At 47.3% G+C, this 18283-nt stretch carries 17 protein-coding genes; 2 read left to right on the top strand and 15 right to left on the bottom strand.

The window, feature by feature from the left end; genetic code table 11:
• Window positions 1–62 precede the first annotated feature (62 nt).
• The 6 genes from LSG34_RS00970 to LSG34_RS00945 all read right to left on the bottom strand — a co-directional run bounded on the left by LSG34_RS00970 (window position 63) and on the right by LSG34_RS00945 (window position 6467).
• Window positions 63–599, bottom strand: a complete 537-nt coding sequence (locus LSG34_RS00970; protein WP_233006958.1) for a DUF7010 family protein — start codon at window positions 597–599, stop codon at window positions 63–65.
• A gap of 96 nt (window positions 600–695) precedes the next feature.
• Window positions 696–1577: a hypothetical protein gene (locus LSG34_RS00965; RefSeq protein ID WP_233006957.1), complete on the bottom strand. Its 882-nt coding sequence runs from the start codon at window positions 1575–1577 to the stop codon at window positions 696–698.
• A 116-nt stretch (window positions 1578–1693) separates the two neighbouring features.
• Entirely contained in the window at window positions 1694–2800 is a 1107-nt protein-coding gene (locus LSG34_RS00960) for an NAD(P)/FAD-dependent oxidoreductase (protein WP_233006956.1), read from the bottom strand.
• A 2-nt stretch (window positions 2801–2802) separates the two neighbouring features.
• Entirely contained in the window at window positions 2803–4776 is a 1974-nt protein-coding gene (locus LSG34_RS00955; RefSeq protein ID WP_233006955.1) for a LodA/GoxA family CTQ-dependent oxidase, read from the bottom strand.
• A gap of 166 nt (window positions 4777–4942) precedes the next feature.
• Complete coding sequence (locus LSG34_RS00950; protein WP_233006954.1) at window positions 4943–5605, bottom strand: HAD-IA family hydrolase; 663 nt, start codon at window positions 5603–5605, stop codon at window positions 4943–4945.
• Between the two features lie 121 nt (window positions 5606–5726).
• Window positions 5727–6467 (bottom strand): SDR family oxidoreductase, encoded by a 741-nt coding sequence (locus LSG34_RS00945; RefSeq protein WP_233006953.1) that lies wholly within the window; start codon window positions 6465–6467, stop codon window positions 5727–5729.
• A 101-nt stretch (window positions 6468–6568) separates the two neighbouring features.
• On the opposite strand from LSG34_RS00945, the gene LSG34_RS00940 reads away from it, so the two are divergent.
• Complete coding sequence (locus LSG34_RS00940; RefSeq protein ID WP_233006952.1) at window positions 6569–7480, top strand: AraC family transcriptional regulator; 912 nt, start codon at window positions 6569–6571, stop codon at window positions 7478–7480.
• 9 nt (window positions 7481–7489) lie between these two features.
• Here the strand turns inward: LSG34_RS00940 and LSG34_RS00935 are convergent, their stop codons facing one another.
• Both LSG34_RS00935 and LSG34_RS00930 read right to left on the bottom strand, forming a co-directional pair.
• Window positions 7490–7837, bottom strand: coding sequence for a DUF2200 domain-containing protein (locus LSG34_RS00935; protein WP_233006951.1), 348 nt, complete (start codon window positions 7835–7837; stop codon window positions 7490–7492).
• A 43-nt stretch (window positions 7838–7880) separates the two neighbouring features.
• Window positions 7881–8780 (bottom strand): LysR family transcriptional regulator, encoded by a 900-nt coding sequence (locus LSG34_RS00930; RefSeq protein ID WP_233006950.1) that lies wholly within the window; start codon window positions 8778–8780, stop codon window positions 7881–7883.
• Window positions 8781–8869: 89 nt separating this feature from the next.
• On the opposite strand from LSG34_RS00930, the gene LSG34_RS00925 reads away from it, so the two are divergent.
• Complete coding sequence (locus tag LSG34_RS00925; protein WP_269822737.1) at window positions 8870–9805, top strand: DMT family transporter; 936 nt, start codon at window positions 8870–8872, stop codon at window positions 9803–9805.
• Between the two features lie 167 nt (window positions 9806–9972).
• On the opposite strand, the gene LSG34_RS00920 is transcribed toward LSG34_RS00925, so the two are convergent.
• The 7 genes from LSG34_RS00920 to LSG34_RS00890 all read right to left on the bottom strand — a co-directional run bounded on the left by LSG34_RS00920 (window position 9973) and on the right by LSG34_RS00890 (window position 18188).
• Window positions 9973–10527, bottom strand: coding sequence for an SRPBCC family protein (locus tag LSG34_RS00920; protein WP_233006948.1), 555 nt, complete (start codon window positions 10525–10527; stop codon window positions 9973–9975).
• 112 nt (window positions 10528–10639) lie between these two features.
• A complete protein-coding gene (locus LSG34_RS00915; RefSeq protein WP_233006947.1) occupies window positions 10640–10978 on the bottom strand; it encodes an ArsR/SmtB family transcription factor in 339 nt (112 codons plus the stop codon).
• 250 nt (window positions 10979–11228) lie between these two features.
• Window positions 11229–11738, bottom strand: a complete 510-nt coding sequence (locus tag LSG34_RS00910) for a hypothetical protein (RefSeq protein WP_233006946.1) — start codon at window positions 11736–11738, stop codon at window positions 11229–11231.
• Between the two features lie 136 nt (window positions 11739–11874).
• The gene (sucD, locus tag LSG34_RS00905) at window positions 11875–12747 is read right to left on the bottom strand and encodes a succinate--CoA ligase subunit alpha (protein ID WP_008899439.1); all 873 of its coding nucleotides are present in this window, start codon (window positions 12745–12747) and stop codon (window positions 11875–11877) included.
• A 10-nt stretch (window positions 12748–12757) separates the two neighbouring features.
• Window positions 12758–13927: an ADP-forming succinate--CoA ligase subunit beta gene (gene sucC, locus LSG34_RS00900; RefSeq protein WP_233006945.1), complete on the bottom strand. Its 1170-nt coding sequence runs from the start codon at window positions 13925–13927 to the stop codon at window positions 12758–12760.
• A 146-nt stretch (window positions 13928–14073) separates the two neighbouring features.
• On the bottom strand, window positions 14074–15264 hold the full coding sequence (odhB, locus tag LSG34_RS00895; protein ID WP_233006944.1) for a 2-oxoglutarate dehydrogenase complex dihydrolipoyllysine-residue succinyltransferase: 1191 nt from the start codon (window positions 15262–15264) through the stop codon (window positions 14074–14076).
• 116 nt (window positions 15265–15380) lie between these two features.
• On the bottom strand, window positions 15381–18188 hold the full coding sequence (locus tag LSG34_RS00890; protein WP_233006943.1) for a 2-oxoglutarate dehydrogenase E1 component: 2808 nt from the start codon (window positions 18186–18188) through the stop codon (window positions 15381–15383).
• Between the last annotated feature and the right edge of the window lie 95 nt (window positions 18189–18283).

Raw genomic sequence — 18283 nt, 5'->3', positions numbered from 1 at the left:
AAGGAAAAGAGGGTTTCAAATTTTATTAAAATCGTATTAAAGCCAAGGGGTTTAGCCGAAGGTTAATCGCTACGCCGTTTAACAACCAAAAGTACAGCACCAAACACCAACTCTATAGCTGCACCAGTTAATGCTGTGACATAAGGCGGAAGGGCAAGCTGATAGGTGATCACAGCTGCAGCGCCAAGACTGCCCCCCAACAGCCAATACAAAGGAGTGCCATAGACGCTGGCAAAAATTAAATAGCGACCGCCAATAATCATCAATACAGCAGGGAAAAACCATTCCATCCGGAATAACGACAAGCCATAAGCCAGTGGCAGACACATCAGCATAAAGACTGTGCTTTCCATTGCCAGTGGTGCGAGCTTGTTTCCGGCCGAGTGTTTGCCTGCGGCTCCCAAAGCACGGTCTATTAAGTTCGCCACAGGAACTATAAAAGAAGCACCAATAAATAATGTCCAGATCCCATGCTGTGGCAAACTAAAACAGGCCACCAAACCAGCTGTTAGCCAGACCAAACCTGAAGTGATAATACCGGTTGCGCCCCATAAATAACCACGACGCATATCTTGTTGAAAGTCAGTCAGAGTGTTCATGCAAAACCTCATGTGCGGTAAGAAGGGCGCTGCCGAACCTGATGCAGCAGTCTTATTGTTTTAAGCTAGCCATAAATCTAATCTTGGGATTAAGGCTTAACCCCGCCAATCTCTATCCAGCCAGTCGTACATCAATATGCTGTAACTTGCGGCTATCATAAGCGCCTGCTCCGCGTCAGCCGCCTGTTGGTTAATCCAAAGTCTTGGCACTTTACCATCAAAGGCTAACGCGGCCTGTTGAAGTTGATCGGCACTGATCATGACGCCGGTTATTTGTCTGCTCCAGCTGGGACCTGGGATCCACTGATTATTAATAAGCTCCAGCCTATCGGTTACAGCATTAATCTGAAGGCTCTGTTTGTCAGTTCGTAATTGGATTCGGGCCGGACTATTGTTTTTTGTTTCGACGACAAGCTGCCAGTTCTGACTGGTCGTACTTAAACTGCAGCCAAGGTAGCTGTGTTCTCGTTGTTGCTCAGTGGAAACCACCTCTTCTGAGTGTTCAGCATCACGAAATTCTGTCACTGCATTTAAATACATAATACGGCATTGGGAGTGCACCAAAACCTGACCTGTGAAGTTCAGGTCAAAAGCAAAATCGCGCTTTCCTGATTCCTCTAACTGCTTCACAAAGTCACTTTGGTTGTTGGTCAAATCGTCCAGAATAAAGTTCAACAGTCCATTTGACTGCTGTTGCTGACCTGGAATTTCTGATTTGACAAGGCCAGGGCTGGAGGTGGTGCTATTTTGCCAGCTCACCTGGGTGGAAGTGATACTAAATGGTCCTAACTGCTGTTGATAGGCTTTGTCAGTCAATTGCCAGACCGGCCGTTTCAGCTCATATCTGTCGCTGTTTTTTTCGAAGTCAGGGTCCAGCCGGATCTTGCTGTCCTGCACATTCTGGCAGGCAGCTAACAGAACAAAACTGATTAGAGTAAAAACAAACCTGAAGCGACCAATGAACAGTTGAACGGCCATATAGAATTCTCAGCACCAATGCTTTTTATTAAAGTACTTCGATTCTAAGTGATTGATCATAAAAATTCATTTGTTTGATTCAGGCTTCAGAAAATTTCTTCAAAACCCACTAAGGTTTAGCTCACCAACTCATAATAGTGATCTTTATGCGCCAGATAATGGCGCCAGATACTGTCCAGTTGCGCCTGATATAAAGCCGGTATGTCTTTATGCTGCAGACCATGTTCAATCAGTAAATCGGCCAGTTGCATAGCTGTTGCCATAGCGTTAAAGATGCCTTGCGAAGACAGTGGGTCAAAACTCATAGCTGCATCACCAATAGCAAACCAGCCCTCTCCACAGCCTTGCTCCAGTTTCGAAGAATTCGCAGCGACTACGCCATGCAAAGTTTCAGTACCCGGAATAATCTGTTGCACCAGGGTATTCAATCCGGGAGCATTCGCCGCTGCCTGTAAAAATGCAGCGCTGGACAGACTTAAGTTTTTATCGAACTTCCCTGCTTGCATCTGTAAAGCAAAAAGCCGGGCCTGACCTTCTGATTGCTCTGTATCTAACAGATCTGCGTCTATCAGAGCTGTGTCAATCAGAGGTAATTCAGGCAAAGGAGCGCTATACCACCAGCCTTCTGGCACAGAGCTTAATACACTGATATGTTTTCGTACTTTCACCAAAGCCGTCAGCCAGACCGACAGTTGTTGATCCAGATTCTGCCGACGAACACCAAGAGCACGGGCAAAGCGGCTGTGACGACCCGTCGCATCGATCATCAATTGACTGTGCAGTTGCATCGGTTTGTTTTTGTGCTGTATATCCAGCACCCAGCCATTCGGTTTTTGTTCGCATTTGCTAAAAGACGCAGGCCAAAGACAACGAATGCCTCGTCTTTGCACTCTATCCCTTAACTGTTGTTCAAATAATTGTCTGTTTAAATGCCAGCCATGACCATCAGGGTTTGTTAATTGATCAACCAGTGTTGGGGTCTCAGTGCCCCAATAGGACAACAGGCCATGAGAGCTTATATGCCCCTCCGTTAATAGATCCAACAGCCCCAGCTTATGCAAAATGCGACCTGCAGCAGGAGCCAGACACTCACCCACTCTGGCTTGTGGTTCAGTCTGTTGATCAACCAGCACCACTGAATAAAAAGGCGCCAAAGCAAGGGCGGCAATACAGCCGCCAATGCCAGCGCCCAGGATCACAATTTGTGTGTTGTAATCCGTCACTGTTAACGCCTGCCTAACCTGTTGGCTTTGTCGGTCTGACTTAGATCCGGTCTGCGCTGCGCCCGGGTAAGCCCTTGTAAATCTGCCTGTTGATTGGCTTTGGTTTTTAGCAACTGCGCAGGTTTTTCCGGTGTGATACCCACTTGCATCACAGTGGGAAAATGACTGACACCCGCTTTCGTTTGTGGCAACACCACAGCTAAATCGGCAAAATGATCAATCATGCTGTTAATTTGCGCCAAATAATCTGTGGTTGGGCCTATAGGTAAATCATCCAGCCAGAATTCACGTTCATTAAAGGCTTTCTCTCGCTCAGTTAAAGGCAAACTCTCGTTAATCACTTTGGCGTAGTTGGCCTGATTCAGCATATTGTTTGGCACACGGGCTGGCCAGAAGGTTGGTAAATAAGGGTCGTAAGCAAGGTTATACCCATCACGGCAACTTGCGGTGTCGGTCTGCCACGGAATTGCCATCCAACGCGTAATACCACCAGCCACCTGACCACTGCAGATAGGCCCGTTGATTTGTAGCGCAATTTGCGAAGTCATTTCAGGGCCATAGTTAATGCCATGAGTGGGCGCTGTATCTTCCGCATGGCGTAAGCGAAACGCCTCCGAATATAGACCTGCGGTGCGCATAGGCCAGGTCATTTCACAGCCTGGGTGAAAAGCATCCGCCAGACAAAACTCCATAGCGGCCCGGGTTAACATATCGGGTTGTTCGCAAAGTGGCACTTGTTCCAGTGTCTGTGGAGGCAGCTTGTGGGGTTCATAATCAGCAATAAAGTTGCCATTGACCCAATCTGCTAAAGCACGTAGCTGCAACGAGGTTAAAGATACAAACTGACGTGGCGACGCACTGGCGCTGACGCCCATCGCATCACCATACAACCAGGGCCATAACTGAGGCGACGCTGCCGCATAAGTTGGATCCCAGCTTTGTTTACTGCCCTGACCATTGGGCGCACTAAATACGGTATCCAGAGAACGGAAATTATGCGCCAAAGTACGGCGGGCTTCCTGCCAGGTGCTGGACGGATCAGACAAACGCTTCAGCCACTGTTCTGACGTAAAATCAAAAGCACTGTTCCAGCCAAAGCCTGCAGCATAACCGGCGTTGACCCACTGTAAATCCGTTAAACGTTGAAAAATTGGCAAAATATCATTGCTAAAAGAAGGACGACCCGGTAAAGGCAGTTGACCAGCGCTGACGGCCACATCACGCATTAAATCCCACATGGTACGCACCGACTTTTGCATAGGCGCATAGTCAGGCGGCGCACAAACGACCCATGCCGGCTTCACCGCCAGCGTTTTTCCGCCGTATTGCACCTGCGCAGTAATCGGACCATCGGATGTATCATCGTACCAGCCTTCGTTATTGCCAAAGGTGATGGCGGGTTTACCTTCGGGGTTGGCCGATTTGCCATGGCCACCTAACATCAGTAAACGCCCTTCCTCATCAGTGCGCATTTCGCCTAAATAAACGGACACTCCGGTAAAAGTACCAACAAACTGACTGCTGGCACCATCCACATTTTTGCCTGAAACGCTGTTTGCCCCACCATCAATCAATAAAGTACTGCGATCCGCAACTTTGGCATTACGCAGCAACGAAGGATCAGCTTCTGCCGCTTCAGGAATATCCAAAGCCAGCTGAAACTCGTACCAGGAGGCTTTTTGATTCGCCAGTCGCGCAGACCACTCTATAGTGGCATTATTGGCAGTTAATTCTTTAACTACTTGACCTGATGCATCTAAACCATAAACCCGAAACCGTGCGGCCTGACGTTTCAGCGCCCCTGTTGCATCCCGATAAAACGCAGGATTGGCCGCTACAGGCTGATTGACCTCAGGGCCAATAAAAAACTCTTTCGGGCTATTCCCTACCCGCATCACACCTATAGGTGGATAAATAGCGGCGCTGACAATTTCGGCTTCTGGTTCGTTGCAGGACGAAGAAAAAAGCTGGCTCATAACGATATTCCTTTCACTGGGCTAGTTAGATTCAGGCTGCTGCGTACGGCTGATGCAGTGCTTTGTTTGGATGATGGAAACACGAAAACCAGCCTAGCCCAATAAGGAACAGATGTAAATGCAAGGTGATATTTTTAAAACATTCTCTGTCGAGAGAGCAGAAGATCTATAAGCATTTCAATGTACTGAGCAGCAAACCGCCATGCTGAAGATAATCTTTTACAGCAAGCTGCTGTGCTGCCCCTGCCGGACTGTGGGTTGTATGAGTTGCAGTCACCACGACCAAAGTACCACCAGAAGACAAAGCTGCAGCTATACCTATTTCTGCATCTTCAAAAATCAGACAGTCGCTGCAATTCACACCAAGCCGTTGTGCTGCCAGTAAATAACAATCAGGTTTGGGTTTACCCTGTTCAACATCTTCGGCCGTGATTAATAGGTGTGGAATTGGCAAGCCAGCTGCTTTAAGCCGGGTTAAGGCCAGTTCGCGTGGAGCCGAAGTCACTACAGCCCATTTGGACGGCGGAATTTGCTTTAAAAATGCCGCTGCGCCTGGTATTTCCTCAATACCCTCCACTTCAGCTATTTCGGCCTGGGTGATATAAGCCGCTTCTCTAACTGCATCCACTCCGGGCAGATTTAAACTGGCGATAGTGTCTATGGCTCTTCTGCCATGAATAGTAGGCAAAAAGGTTTCAACATCAATACCATGAGATCTGGCCCACTTGGCCCAGACGTTTTCTGCAGCGGCAATAGAATTGATGATAGTGCCGTCCATATCAAACAACATAGCGGCAAAACCTTTACCCGAAAGCAAATCAAAATTCATAAGGCTGCATCCCTTGTCAAAATGGTTTAAAACTCAGCGAGTTACTTTGCCATAAAACGAAGATGAACGGACAAAAAAGTCACAGCAATACGGCTGCTCACCGTGACTTAAATTCACTGTTTTAAGCCATAGATAAAGCCAGTGCGTCGGCACCAGCAGGAAAACGGTGTTGACCCGACGGATCATTAGCAGCACGGAACACAGCTTCAGCCACATCAAGCTCTTTGGTAAATTGCTGCGCCTGCGTAAAGTTAGCAAATACACTGTGGGCATAGCCAGCATAATCCGCTGTGATCAACCCTTGCATACGCTCAGCCCCATTGCTGGTAAAGCTGGTGGTTGGGCCATAACCTGGCTGCACCAATTTCACCTCAATACCAAAGGGCTTTAACTCCAGCGCCAAAGACGAGCTAAAACCTTCAATAGCGGTTTTACTGGCGGTGTAAACAGCCACCAATGGCATGGGCATTAATACAGCGCTTGAAGTCAGATTAATAATAAGACCAGATTTTTGCGCCCGAAATTGTGGGATCACAGCCTGAGCCATAGCGATCATTCCAAAGGTGTTAGTTTCAAATACCTCACGCACTGTCGTCATGGGCGTGGCTTCACAAGCTCCAAACAACCCTATTCCGGCATTATTCACCAATACATCTATAGGACCAGCCTCTTTCAGTGCGGCCTTGATACTTTCGGCCTGAGTCACATCCAGAGCTAAAACTTTTAAGTATTCCGACTGAGGAAAACCATCAGTTGTTGGCGTGCGCATTGTTGCCACGACCTTCCAGCCTTTTGCCAAAAAATACAAGGCGGTTTCCCGGCCATAACCAGATGAGCAACCCGTGATCAGTACAGTTTTCATAGCATCTCCATAAGTTAGTTTCGCTGTGGTAAAAGTAGCGAATAATGACTGTACTATCTATAATCGATAGTTCACATTTCATTACTTAGAGTTCAAATCTTATGGATCCGCTGACGGAAGTGATCAGCTTGCTACAACCCCGCACTGTATTCTCAAAAGGCATCAGTGGTGCCGGAGCTTGGGCTGTACGTTATTCTGATTTTGGTTTTCCAAGCTTTTGCGCTGTGCTGGAAGGCGGTTGTTTGCTTGCCGTAGATGGCCAGGACCCCGTTACTTTACAAGCAGGTGACTTTATCCTGCTGCCCACAACTCCGGGTTTTACCATGTCGGGTTTTGATAAAGTTACGCCACAACTGATTGACTCCAAAGCTGCTGCTTTAGCTACAGGAGAAATTCGTCACGGCCGCACAGAAGGGCCTGCCGATGTGCGCTTATTAGGGGGATATTTTGAGTTTAATTCGCCCGACTCCGCTTTATTAGTTTCTCTGATGCCAGGCATAGTGCATCTGCGCCAAAGTAAAAGCCTGCCTGTGCTGGTGAGTTTAATTAATGACGAATGCCAAAGTGTTCTGGCTGGTCAGGATCTGGTGTTAAGCAGGCTGGTGGAAGTCTTGTTGATTGAGGCATTGCGCTCCACAGCCACAGAGCATGCACCACCTGGTTTATTGCGGGGTCTGGCAGATGAGCGCGTTGCTTTGGCGATTCGGGAAATTCACCGCGATCCTGCTCGCTCCTGGACTGTTGCAGCCATGGCACAGTTATCGGCTTTATCGCGTACTGCATTTTTTCAGCGTTTTTCCCACACCGTGGGTGTATTGCCGATGGAATACCTGCTGCGCTGGAGAATGGCACTGGCCAAAGATTTATTAAGACGCCTGGATTTAGGCTTAACAGAAGTGGCAGACCGCACCGGATATCAGTCAGCCAGCGCATTCAGCACTGCCTTCAGTCGCTATACGGGCCAATCTCCCAGCAGTTACGCTAAGGAAAACAGGCTGGTAAAAACACAATAACAGCTGCTATCAGCGCAGAATTTTTTCCATGTTTTTCCCCTTAGCCAGTTCATCAATCAGCTTGTCTAAATAACGGATTTTTTGCATCAAAGGATCTGCAACTTCTTCCACCCGAACACCACAGACCACACCTTTAATCAAAGCAATCCTGGGGTTTATCGCAGGAGCCATATTAAAAAAGCTTCTAAAATCAGTGCCCTGATCCAATTGCTGCTGTAATTCGGCAGCACTATAGCCTGTCAGCCAACTGATAATTTGATCCACTTCTGTTTTAGTTCGGCCTTTGCGCTCAGCCTTTTGCACGTAAAGCGGATAAACAGAGCAAAATTTCATGCTGAAAATGCGGTGTTCTGACATGCTGAATCCTGCCATAGATGTAATTTACAACTCTTCCACCAGCTTAATATTCTTTTGGTGCTACTTCGAGCAAATGTTCAATCAGCAAACGTAAGCGCAACGGCTGATTGTCACGGTCGCGGTATAACAAGTATGTGTCGCGTTTTGGTCCTTGCCAGTCAGTGGCAAGCGCAACCAGCCGGCCTTGTTGCATATATTCCTGCACTACCCTGCGAGGCAAATAGCCAATACCTACACCAGCTTCAATGGCCTGCATCGCTATATTCATATCATCCACCGAAAGCCGGATATTGCCCTGCGGACTATAGTCGATCTGCTGCTGATCCTGCTGATGAATAAAGCGCCATACATTGATAGGGCTGCTGACGACCAGAGGGTAATTGATTAGCTCTGAGGGATGCTGAATATGATGCCATTGTGTTGCCTGACTACTGGCGCAAAGCAAAGATTGCACCAGGGTCAAAGGCCTCGCTATCCATCCCTGCAAAGTGGGTTCGCCAACCCGGATCGCTAAATCTATCGCATGTTCGCCCACATCAATCACCCAGTTCGACATACGTATATCTAAATCAATTTTGGGATAACGTAACTGAAATTGATTTAATGCAGTCGCCAGCCAGCGGTACATGGTATTGACAGGCACTGCAATTCTGAGCACACCAGCTGGCTGGTGTTTTTCGGCATGGAGCTCACCGGAAATATCATTCAGTTCACTAAAAAGCGGCCCACAACGCTCAAAATACTGACGGCCGGTTCCGGTTAAATTAATACGATGGGCGTCACGATGCAGCAGCCGCAAACCCAAAGCTTGTTCTAAAGCGTTAATACGACGACTTAAAGTAGAAGGCGGAATGCCAAGCACAATCGCAGCCTGACGAAAGCTGCCCGCCTCTGCCACAACCCAAAACAGCCGCATATCATCAAGAGAGTAACTAGGTTTCATTTTTGGAATTTAACCTGCTAATTGTCATTATTTATTTTGTTTATGAAATATATAAACTGTAAGGCAAGTTCACCTGCTAAATCAATCTTATGAAACAGCAATCCACTTTTATTACTATTTTATTGTTATTAATCAGCGTCTTTTGTTGGGGAAGTGTGTTTCCTGTGTCAAAAGTAGTACTGGAGCATATGTCGCAAAACTCACTAGTGGTGTGGCGCTTCAGCATTGCTGCATTTTGTCTGGTGCTGTATTTACTACTCAAAGCCGAACGCTGGCCCAAACTGACCTTACAGCAATACGCCTGGTTGATTGGGATCAGCCTGATAGGTGTCGGCGGTTTTAATTTGCTGCTATTTACCGGAGTGAAACATACAACAGCCACCAATGGTGCTTTGGTGATGGCGCTAAGCCCACTGGTGACGCTATTGATGGTTTCCGCCATGTCCCGCAAGTGGATCAGCCGGGCTCAGGCTTTTAGTTTGATGATTGGTTTAGCCGGTGTATTGCTGGTGATCACTAAAGGTAGCTGGCAGGCGCTGCTGCAGTTTGAATTTAACCAGGGCGATATCACTATTATCACGGCCATGCTGCTATGGTCGGCTTACACCACGGCGTCGCAAAAAATGAGCCACTGGTTACCTGTGCTGCCTTTTACTTTGATCAGCATGTTATCCGGAGACGCTTTTATTTTGGCTGCCAATAGCTTGCAAGGAGATATTCACCCTATCACCGAACTGCTCAATCTTTCTCTGAACGAGCTTTTGGCGATGCTTTACATAGGTGTATTTGGCACTGTGGTTGGGTATCTGTTTTTCTTAAATGGCGTGCAAAAACTGGGCTCTGCTTCTGCTGCATTGTTCTTTAATTTAATTCCGGTGTTTGCCGCCTTAACCGCAGTAATGATGGGGCAAGAAGTTACAGCTATTCAGCTGACAGGTATGGCGATCGTTATGCTTGGTCTGATGTTACCGCAACTGCTGAAAATGATTCGTCAGCGCTCTGAGCCTCAAGGCTGTGGGGCATAGGGCTAGTTTGTATATATCTGCTTAAGTTTTATCCTGCTGTAAACATAAGGAACGTTTAAGCTGTTTAGGACTAGAACCGGAGGGCACTGCGCACAGTGCCCTTATATCTCTATAGTGCATTCGCAACGCACGACGGGTAAAGCCGCTATCTCCGGGCTCCAGGCTTTCTACTTTGAAAAAGCAGAGGCAGCCGCAAAAAGTACCTTATATTCCTCCTCCAACAAGCTATGCACCCGCCAGAACGCCGCTGGGGTTTTGCCTTCCAGCACATCACGTAATATGTTGAGGTGGGTGTGCCAACCACCAGCTACGCTCAATCGGTCGTCCGGATTGGTCAGCAGACGGTGGACCACTGTAAGTTTCACCTGTTCGCCCTGCTCTTCCAGAGTAAAGCTGACTTCAGACTCAGCACCAGAGCCCTCGTTCCATATGTAACTGAGCTGATGCATTGGATCCCAGGTCGTCACCTTACCCAGCATGGACACAGCTCCGGCGCAATCCGCGTATTTAGGCGGAGGAAGATCATGCTCAGGGCTAAGTTCTGAATTGCGAAAGGTATGTTCCACTTTGCCGCCAATACAAGGTTCAACCTGACCTTCGGCTAACCATTTCGCACGTTTATCGGATTCAGTCAGGTACTGCCATACACGTTCAAGCGGGCCTGGCAGCAAACGCTCCAACTTGAGTACATCGGGAGCAAGGAGTACACCATAGTCAGACATTTCGAACATCCTTCTGTGAAGTGGCTCAAGCCCTGTTGCCTGAACCAAGGGGTGACAAACTAACCAAAATGCTCGCGTCTACTAAGCTAAACCCATGATAAACAGCCAGATTTTATGCTGTTGTATCTTCGGTATTCAGCACTGTAACAAGAGCGTCCAGCCGTTGATTCCAGAACTTCTCATAATGACGCAACCATTCCATACCACCGTGCATAGGCGCAGTGTTTAACTGGCAGGTGTGATTACGCCCTTCAATACTGCGCACCAGCAAGCCTGCGCCCTCCAGCACTTTGATATGCTTGGAGATAGCAGCAAGTGTCATGTCAAAAGGTGCTGCCAGCTCGCTGATACCACAAGGCGCTTGAGCTAACCTGGCGATAATAGCCCTTCGTGTTGGATCAGCCAGAGCATGAAACACGGCATCCAGTTGTGTACTTTTATTGTTTACCATATGGTTAAGTATCCTCGTGTTATCATTAATTGTCAACCATTTGGTTAAGTATAATGCATAGGCCAGAGATAAGCTGCGTCATTTCAGAATTGAGTATTTGAAGACGTAAACTCGCAGAGGAAAGAACACGAGAGATTTTAAATATTTAAGGGGTTGGGAGCAAAGTAAGACTTGACCCCTTCAGCCGCTTTTTATTTGTGAAAATGATGCAGTGGTTCTATCGCTCGAAGTACGAATCTAAGATTGAGAATTACAAGGTGTTGCCCATGATTCTGCGAGCATCACGTTCTTTCTCTGTCATATAAATAGACACAGAAAAATCTGCGAAACTCGCATCTCTCGTCATCTGTTTCAGTTCCTCAATCAGCAGTGATACAGTATTTACCAAGTGCCGTTGATGAATGATAGATCTAGACCCACCATCCTCTACATGTGCTATGGCTTGGTCCCGTGCAACCTTGAAGGTATTTCGAACAAATATCCACTTCTCTTCGCCACCGACTGAATTAAAGAGCTTTTGTTTAAAACCATCTACGTCGACAACTGATTTCTTCCAATGGAACTCATTAGTATGCGATCCGAACAGTTCACACCACTTTAATATCGCCACACTCAATAGGCTAGTTGCTGTGAAATTTACAAAATGGCTACTGTCACAAAGGTTCAGACAGTCATCTTCGGAGTAATAAGCTCTGCGATATGCACAGGACTCCAAGACCAGCTTACATAATGAAAAAGTTACTTCTATTTTCTTGCTCATTGAGTCTCCAAACCAAACGCAACAAAGCCAGTGAGTTGTAGTTTAAAAATACTTGTACAGAACAATATAGAGCAGAACAAGATAAAAAAACCCGTCACAAGGACGGGTTTTTTAGCAGAAATTACTAAAGGTTGGATTACCAGCCAGTCAGTTCTTTCAGTGCTTTACCGATATCGGCTAAGCTTTTCACTGTTTTCACGCCTGCGTCTTCCAGTGCAGCGAACTTCTCGTCAGCTGTACCTTTACCACCAGAGATGATAGCGCCTGCGTGGCCCATGCGCTTACCAGCTGGTGCAGTTACACCGGCAATGTAAGACACAACTGGCTTAGTCACGTGTTGCTTGATATAAGCAGCAGCTTCTTCTTCAGCTGAACCACCGATTTCACCGATCATTACGATGGCTTCAGTTTGTGGATCGTCCTGGAATAATTTCAGGATGTCGATGAAGTTAGAACCTGGGATTGGGTCACCACCGATGCCTACACAAGTAGACTGGCCGAAACCGTAGTCCGTAGTTTGTTTTACTGCTTCATACGTCAGAGTGCCTGAACGTGAAACAATACCAACTTTACCTGGTAAGTGAATGTGGCCTGGCATGATACCAATTTTACATTCGCCTGGAGTGATTACGCCTGGGCAGTTAGGGCCAATTAAGCGTACGCCTAATTCGTCACAACGTACTTTAGCATCCAGCATATCCAGTGTAGGAATGCCTTCAGTGATACAAACGATCAGCTTGATGCCACCGTTTGCAGCTTCCAGGATAGAATCTTTACAGAAAGCTGCAGGTACGTAAATGACTGATGCTTCTGCACCAGTCGCTTCTACTGCTTCTTTAACTGTATTGAATACTGGTAAACCTAAGTGAGTTTGACCGCCTTTACCAGGAGTCACACCACCAACCATTTTAGTGCCGTAAGCAATGGCTTGTTCAGAGTGGAAAGTACCCTGAGCACCAGTGAAGCCCTGACAAATTACTTTGGTATCTTTATTAATTAAAACGCTCATGGATTACCCCTTATGCCTTAGCCGCTGCAGCAGCAACTACTTGCTTGGCAGCACTAGTCAGGTCTGTGTCAGCGATAATATTCAGGCCGCTTTCAGACAGCACTTTAGCACCCAGTTCTGCATTGTTACCTTGCAGACGAACAACAACTGGTACTTTCACGCCGACTTCTTTCACTGCGCCGATAACACCTTCAGCAATCATATCGCAACGAACGATACCGCCGAAAATGTTGATGAATACCGCTTTAACAGCGTCATCAGACAGGATAATTTTGAAGGCTTCAACTACACGTTCTTTAGTCGCACCGCCGCCAACGTCCAGGAAGTTAGCTGGTTGGCCACCGTGTAATTTAACGATGTCCATTGTACCCATAGCTAAACCAGCACCGTTAACCATACAGCCGATGTCGCCACCTAAAGCTACGTAGTTCAATTCCCATGAAGCAGCATGTGCTTCACGTGGATCTTCCTGTGAAGGATCCTGCATAGCTTTTAAATCAGGGTGACGGTACAGAGCGTTGCCGTCGATAACCAGTTTGGCATCTAAGCAGTGCAGATCGCCAGCAGGAGTGATAACCAGAGGGTTCACTTCCAGCAGAGCTAAATCTTTGTCTTTAAACAGTTGAGCCAGACCCATGAAGATTTTCACGAATTGGTTCACTTGCTTGCCTTCCAGGCCTAATTTGAATGCTAATTCACGACCCTGGAATGGCTGAGCGCCTACCAGTGGATCGATTGCAGCTTTCAGAATTTTTTCCGGAGTTTCGTGGGCAACAGTTTCAATTTCCACGCCGCCTTCAGTAGACGCCATAAACACGATACGACGTGAAGAACGGTCTACTACTGCACCTAAATACAGTTCTTTAGCGATGTCAGTACAAGGTTCAACCAGGATACGACTTACAGGCTGACCTTTTTCGTCTGTCTGGTAAGTAACCAGTTGCTTACCAAGCCATTTTTCAGCAAAAGCTCTGATGTCTTCTTTGCTCTTAACCAGTTTAACGCCGCCCGCTTTACCGCGACCACCAGCGTGAACCTGAGCCTTGACAACAAACATGTCGCCGCCGATTTTATCTGCAGCTTCTACCGCTTCTTCAACAGTTGCTGCGGCGATGCCTTTCGATACAGGCAAACCATATTGGGCAAACAGTTGTTTACCCTGATACTCGTGCAAATTCATGGCTATTTTCCGTTCATTTTGACATTGAAGGCTACACCGGAGGTGCAACCTGACCTTTAGATCGGCGCGTATTATAGTGCCAATCAGTCTGATAAAAAATGCTGTTGCTATAAAACAACAGCATTTTTAGTTACTTTTTCCAGATATTAGATATCCAGCAGAATACGGGTTGGATCTTCCAGTAATTCTTTGATAGTCACCAGGAAGCCTACTGACTCTTTACCATCGATGATACGGTGGTCGTATGACAGGGCTAAGTACATCATCGGCAGAATTTCCATCTTGCCGTCAACAACCATAACGCGGTCCTGGATTTTGTGCATACCCAGAATAGCGGATTGTGGCGGGTTGATGATTGGAGTAGACATCAGAGAGCCAAACACACCACCGTTAGTGATAGTGAAGTTACCGCCCGTTAAGTCGTCCATAGACAGCTTACCGTCACGGCCTTTTAAGGCTAAGTCTTTGATAGCTTTTTCGATTTCAGCCAGGTTCATTTTGTCACAGTCACGCAGAACTGGTGTAACCAGACCACGAGGTGTAGACACAGCGATGCTGACGTCGAAGTAGTTGTGATACACGATGTCATCGCCATCGATAGCAGCGTTCACTTCAGGGAAACGTTTCAGCGCTTCTGTTACGGCTTTCACGTAGAAAGACATAAAACCTAAACGGATACCGTGACGCTTTTCAAACACGTCCTGATACTGCTTACGCAGTTCCATAATTGGTTTCATGTTCACTTCGTTGAAGGTCGTTAACATGGCTGTAGAGTTTTTCGCTTCTAACAGACGGTTCGCGATGGTTTTACGTAAACGTGTCATAGGCACACGTTTTTGTGAACGGTCACCTTGTACCGGAGCAGGAGCTGCAACAGCTGCAGCTTTAGCAGGAGCAGCTGGTGCACTGCTTAAGAATTTCTCTACGTCTTCTTTAGTGACACGGCCATTTTTACCAGAACCCTGGATTTTAGCAGCGTCTAAGCCTTTTTCAGCGATCAGGCGACGAACAGATGGAGTTAACACGTCATCTGATTCTGCAGCAGGAGCAGCAGCGGCCGGAGCAGCGTCAGCTTTAGCAGCAGGTGCGGCGGCAGGAGCTGCAGCGCCAGCGTTCATGTGACCAATCACTTGTTCAGCTAATACAGTTGCACCTTCAGCGTGAACGATTTCACCCATGACGCCATCGGCCTGAGCCACGACTTCAAGTACAACTTTATCGGTTTCAATGTCAACCAGGACTTGATCACGGCTAACGGCTTCACCTGTTTTTACATGCCAGGTGGCGATTGTTGCGTCTGCAACTGATTCTGGTAGTACCGGGACTTTAATTTCCACTTTGTCACCTTTTTTTTAAAAATTGGGTTCTGGTTCTTTACTTAAACTAAAGTCAGAGCGCCTTGCGGCAGCACTGACTGAATACAAAGCGGCACAACCGAAGTTGTGCCAAATTATTAAGCAATAGTTAAAGCTGCGTTGACTAAAGCCTGTTGCTGTTTGTTGTGCACAGACAAGTAACCTACTGCAGGTGAAGACGAAGCTTCACGGCCGGCATACGTCAGTTTTCCAGTTGCTGGTATTGAAGACCAGAAATGGTGTTGACTGCAGTACCAGGCGCCCTGGTTCTGAGGTTCTTCCTGACACCAGACAAAATCTTTTACATGCTGGTAGTCTTTCATGATGGTTGCCATCTCTTCCGCCGGGAAAGGATACAACTGTTCAATACGGACAATAGCAATGTCAGTGATATTACGTTTGCGGCGTTCTTCCAACAGATCGTAGTACACTTTACCGCTACACATCACCACACGCTTCACATCAGCTGGCTTGATTGGATCAATTTCAGCGATAGCGTTCTGGAATACACCAGAAGCGATTTCTTCTAATGAAGAGGTGGCTAACGGGTGACGTAATAACGACTTCGGTGACATCACAATCAGAGGACGACGCATTGGGCGTACCATCTGACGGCGGATCATCGCATAAACCTGAGCCGGAGTGGTTGGAACCACAACCTGCATATTGTGATCAGCACAAAGTTGCAGGAAACGCTCTAAACGGGCTGAGGAGTGCTCCGGGCCCTGACCTTCATAGCCATGAGGCAACAATAATGTCAGACCACATAAACGACCCCACTTCTGCTCGCCTGAGCTTAAGAACTGGTCAATCACAACTTGAGCGCCGTTGGCGAAGTCGCCAAACTGACCTTCCCAAATGACTAAAGCACGAGGTTCAGCTGTGGCATAACCGTATTCAAAAGCTAATACCGCTTCTTCAGACAAGGCTGAGTCGTACACCTGGAAAGGACCTTGTGAGTCGCTGATATGTTCCAGTGGCGTATAGGTGCTTGCATCGTTTTGATTGTGCAGTACAGCATGGCGGTGGAAGAAAGTACCACGGCCTGAATCCTGACCTACGATACGGATACGACTGCCGGCTTCAACAATAGAAGCGTACGCCAGAATTTCAGCGAAACCCCAGTCGATCTTTTTCTCGCCTTTGAGCATTAAAGCGCGGTCTTCATACACTTTACCAACCTGACGTTGCAAAGTATGAGATTCCGGCACAGCAATGGCTTTTTCACCTAAAGTGACTAAATCCGCTACTTTCATGCTGGCATCGTAAGCTGCATCCCAATCATGGCCAATGTATGGAGTCCAATCGACTGACACTTCAGTCATAGGACGCCACTCTTCAACCACGCAGTCGCCTTTATCTAAGGCATCACGGTAACCGTCAATCATCTGCTGCACTTGTTCAGCAGTCACCACGCCTTCAGCAATCAGCTTCTGAGCGTATAACTCACGTGGAGTTGGGTGTTTTTTGATTTTCTGGTACATCAGCGGCTGAGTTGCATTTGGCTCGTCCGCTTCGTTGTGACCGTTACGACGGTAACAAACTAAGTCAATCACCACATCACGTTTGAAGGTGTTGCGGTAGTCTACAGCCAGCTGAGCAACAAAAATCACAGCCTCCGGATCATCACCATTGACGTGGAAAATTGGTGCCTGAACCATCTTAGCAATGTCAGTACAGTATGGCGTAGAACGGGTGTCTTCAGGGTTAGACGTGGTGAAACCGACCTGGTTGTTAATGACCAGACGGATAGAACCACCTACTTTGAAAGCACGGGTTTGAGAGATGTTAAAGGTTTCAGCTACAACGCCCTGGCCAGCAAAAGCTGAGTCACCGTGAATGGTGATAGGCAGAGCTAAAGTCCCGTCAGTGCTGCCACGGCGGTCTAAACGGGCACGTACAGAGCCCATCACCACAGGGTTAACAATTTCTAAGTGTGACGGGTTGAAGGCTAACGCTAAGTGAACATTGCCACCTTTGGTTTCGAAGTCTGATGAGAAACCCATATGGTATTTCACATCACCTGCGCCAACTACTTCATATTTACCGGCAAATTCATCAAACAGCTTGCCCGGGTTTTTACCCAGTACGTTGATCAGTGTATTTAAACGACCACGGTGCGCCATACCGATAATACAGTCTTTTGCTCCCTGCTCGCCTGCACGGTGGATCATGGCTTTAAGCATTGGCACCATAGCGTCACCGCCTTCTAAACCGAAGCGCTTGGCGCCAGGGAATTTAGAAGCCAGATATTTTTCCAGACCGTCTGCAGCCACTAAACCTTGTAACAGTTTGGTTTTTTCTTCTTTTCCGAACGCACGTGAAGCCTGTTGGCTTTCTAAACGTTGTTGGATCCAACGCTTTTCGTCCGTCGAAACAATGTGCATATACTCAGCACCGATAGAACCACAATAAGTGGACTCCAGCGCTTTGTATAAGTCGCCTAACTTCATACTGGTTTCGCCACCAGCAAAAGAGCCGACATTAAATTCGGTATCAAAATCTGCCTGAGTCAGGTCGTGAAAGGACAACTCCAAATCACGTACACGAGGCTGCTTCCACAGGTTCAGCGGGTCAAGATTAGCTTGCTGATGACCACGGAAACGGAAGGCATTGATTAATTGCAGAACTTTCACCTGGCGCTGATCTGAACCACCTGCATTCACCGTAATGACTTCACGGTGTTTGTTTTTGGCGAGTTCAGCGAATTGCTGGCGAATGTCGCTGTGACGGGATTCGAGTTCTACGCCGTCAATTTTGGGCAGACTGGCAAAAAATTCACGCCACTCATCACTGACGCTGGTCGATTCAGCTAAGTAGGATTCATAGAGTTCGTCTACATAGGCCATGTTGCCACCGCCTAAATGAGAAGACTCTAACCACGCCTTCATTACACCTTCGTGCATTTAGTTTCCCTTATTCGAAGCACCTGGAAAAAATTAGCAAAAAGCGCCCCAGGTTTTGGGCGCGCTTCATTTTATACCAATCAGCGCCTTTTAGC

Source organism: Rheinheimera faecalis, from assembly GCF_021290965.1.
GTDB lineage: Bacteria > Pseudomonadota > Gammaproteobacteria > Enterobacterales > Alteromonadaceae > Pararheinheimera > Pararheinheimera faecalis.
The sequence above is the reverse complement of the archived record's forward strand: the minus strand, read 5'-3'. Positions and strand labels throughout refer to the sequence as shown.

Coding starts and splice junctions, on each gene's coding strand:
- LSG34_RS00955 (WP_233006955.1), bottom strand. CDS start 4,776: ATGAGCCAGCTTTTTTCTTCGTCCTGCAACGAACCAGAAGCCGAAATT.
- LSG34_RS00950 (WP_233006954.1), bottom strand. CDS start 5,605: ATGAATTTTGATTTGCTTTCGGGTAAAGGTTTTGCCGCTATGTTGTTT.
- LSG34_RS00940 (WP_233006952.1), top strand. CDS start 6,569: ATGGATCCGCTGACGGAAGTGATCAGCTTGCTACAACCCCGCACTGTA.
- sucD (WP_008899439.1), bottom strand. CDS start 12,747: ATGAGCGTTTTAATTAATAAAGATACCAAAGTAATTTGTCAGGGCTTC.
- LSG34_RS00935 (WP_233006951.1), bottom strand. CDS start 7,837: ATGTCAGAACACCGCATTTTCAGCATGAAATTTTGCTCTGTTTATCCG.
- LSG34_RS00890 (WP_233006943.1), bottom strand. CDS start 18,188: ATGCACGAAGGTGTAATGAAGGCGTGGTTAGAGTCTTCTCATTTAGGC.
- sucC (WP_233006945.1), bottom strand. CDS start 13,927: ATGAATTTGCACGAGTATCAGGGTAAACAACTGTTTGCCCAATATGGT.
- LSG34_RS00920 (WP_233006948.1), bottom strand. CDS start 10,527: ATGTCTGACTATGGTGTACTCCTTGCTCCCGATGTACTCAAGTTGGAG.
- LSG34_RS00945 (WP_233006953.1), bottom strand. CDS start 6,467: ATGAAAACTGTACTGATCACGGGTTGCTCATCTGGTTATGGCCGGGAA.
- LSG34_RS00930 (WP_233006950.1), bottom strand. CDS start 8,780: ATGAAACCTAGTTACTCTCTTGATGATATGCGGCTGTTTTGGGTTGTG.
- LSG34_RS00925 (WP_269822737.1), top strand. CDS start 8,870: ATGAAACAGCAATCCACTTTTATTACTATTTTATTGTTATTAATCAGC.
- LSG34_RS00965 (WP_233006957.1), bottom strand. CDS start 1,577: ATGGCCGTTCAACTGTTCATTGGTCGCTTCAGGTTTGTTTTTACTCTA.
- LSG34_RS00970 (WP_233006958.1), bottom strand. CDS start 599: ATGAACACTCTGACTGACTTTCAACAAGATATGCGTCGTGGTTATTTA.
- LSG34_RS00910 (WP_233006946.1), bottom strand. CDS start 11,738: ATGAGCAAGAAAATAGAAGTAACTTTTTCATTATGTAAGCTGGTCTTG.
- LSG34_RS00915 (WP_233006947.1), bottom strand. CDS start 10,978: ATGGTAAACAATAAAAGTACACAACTGGATGCCGTGTTTCATGCTCTG.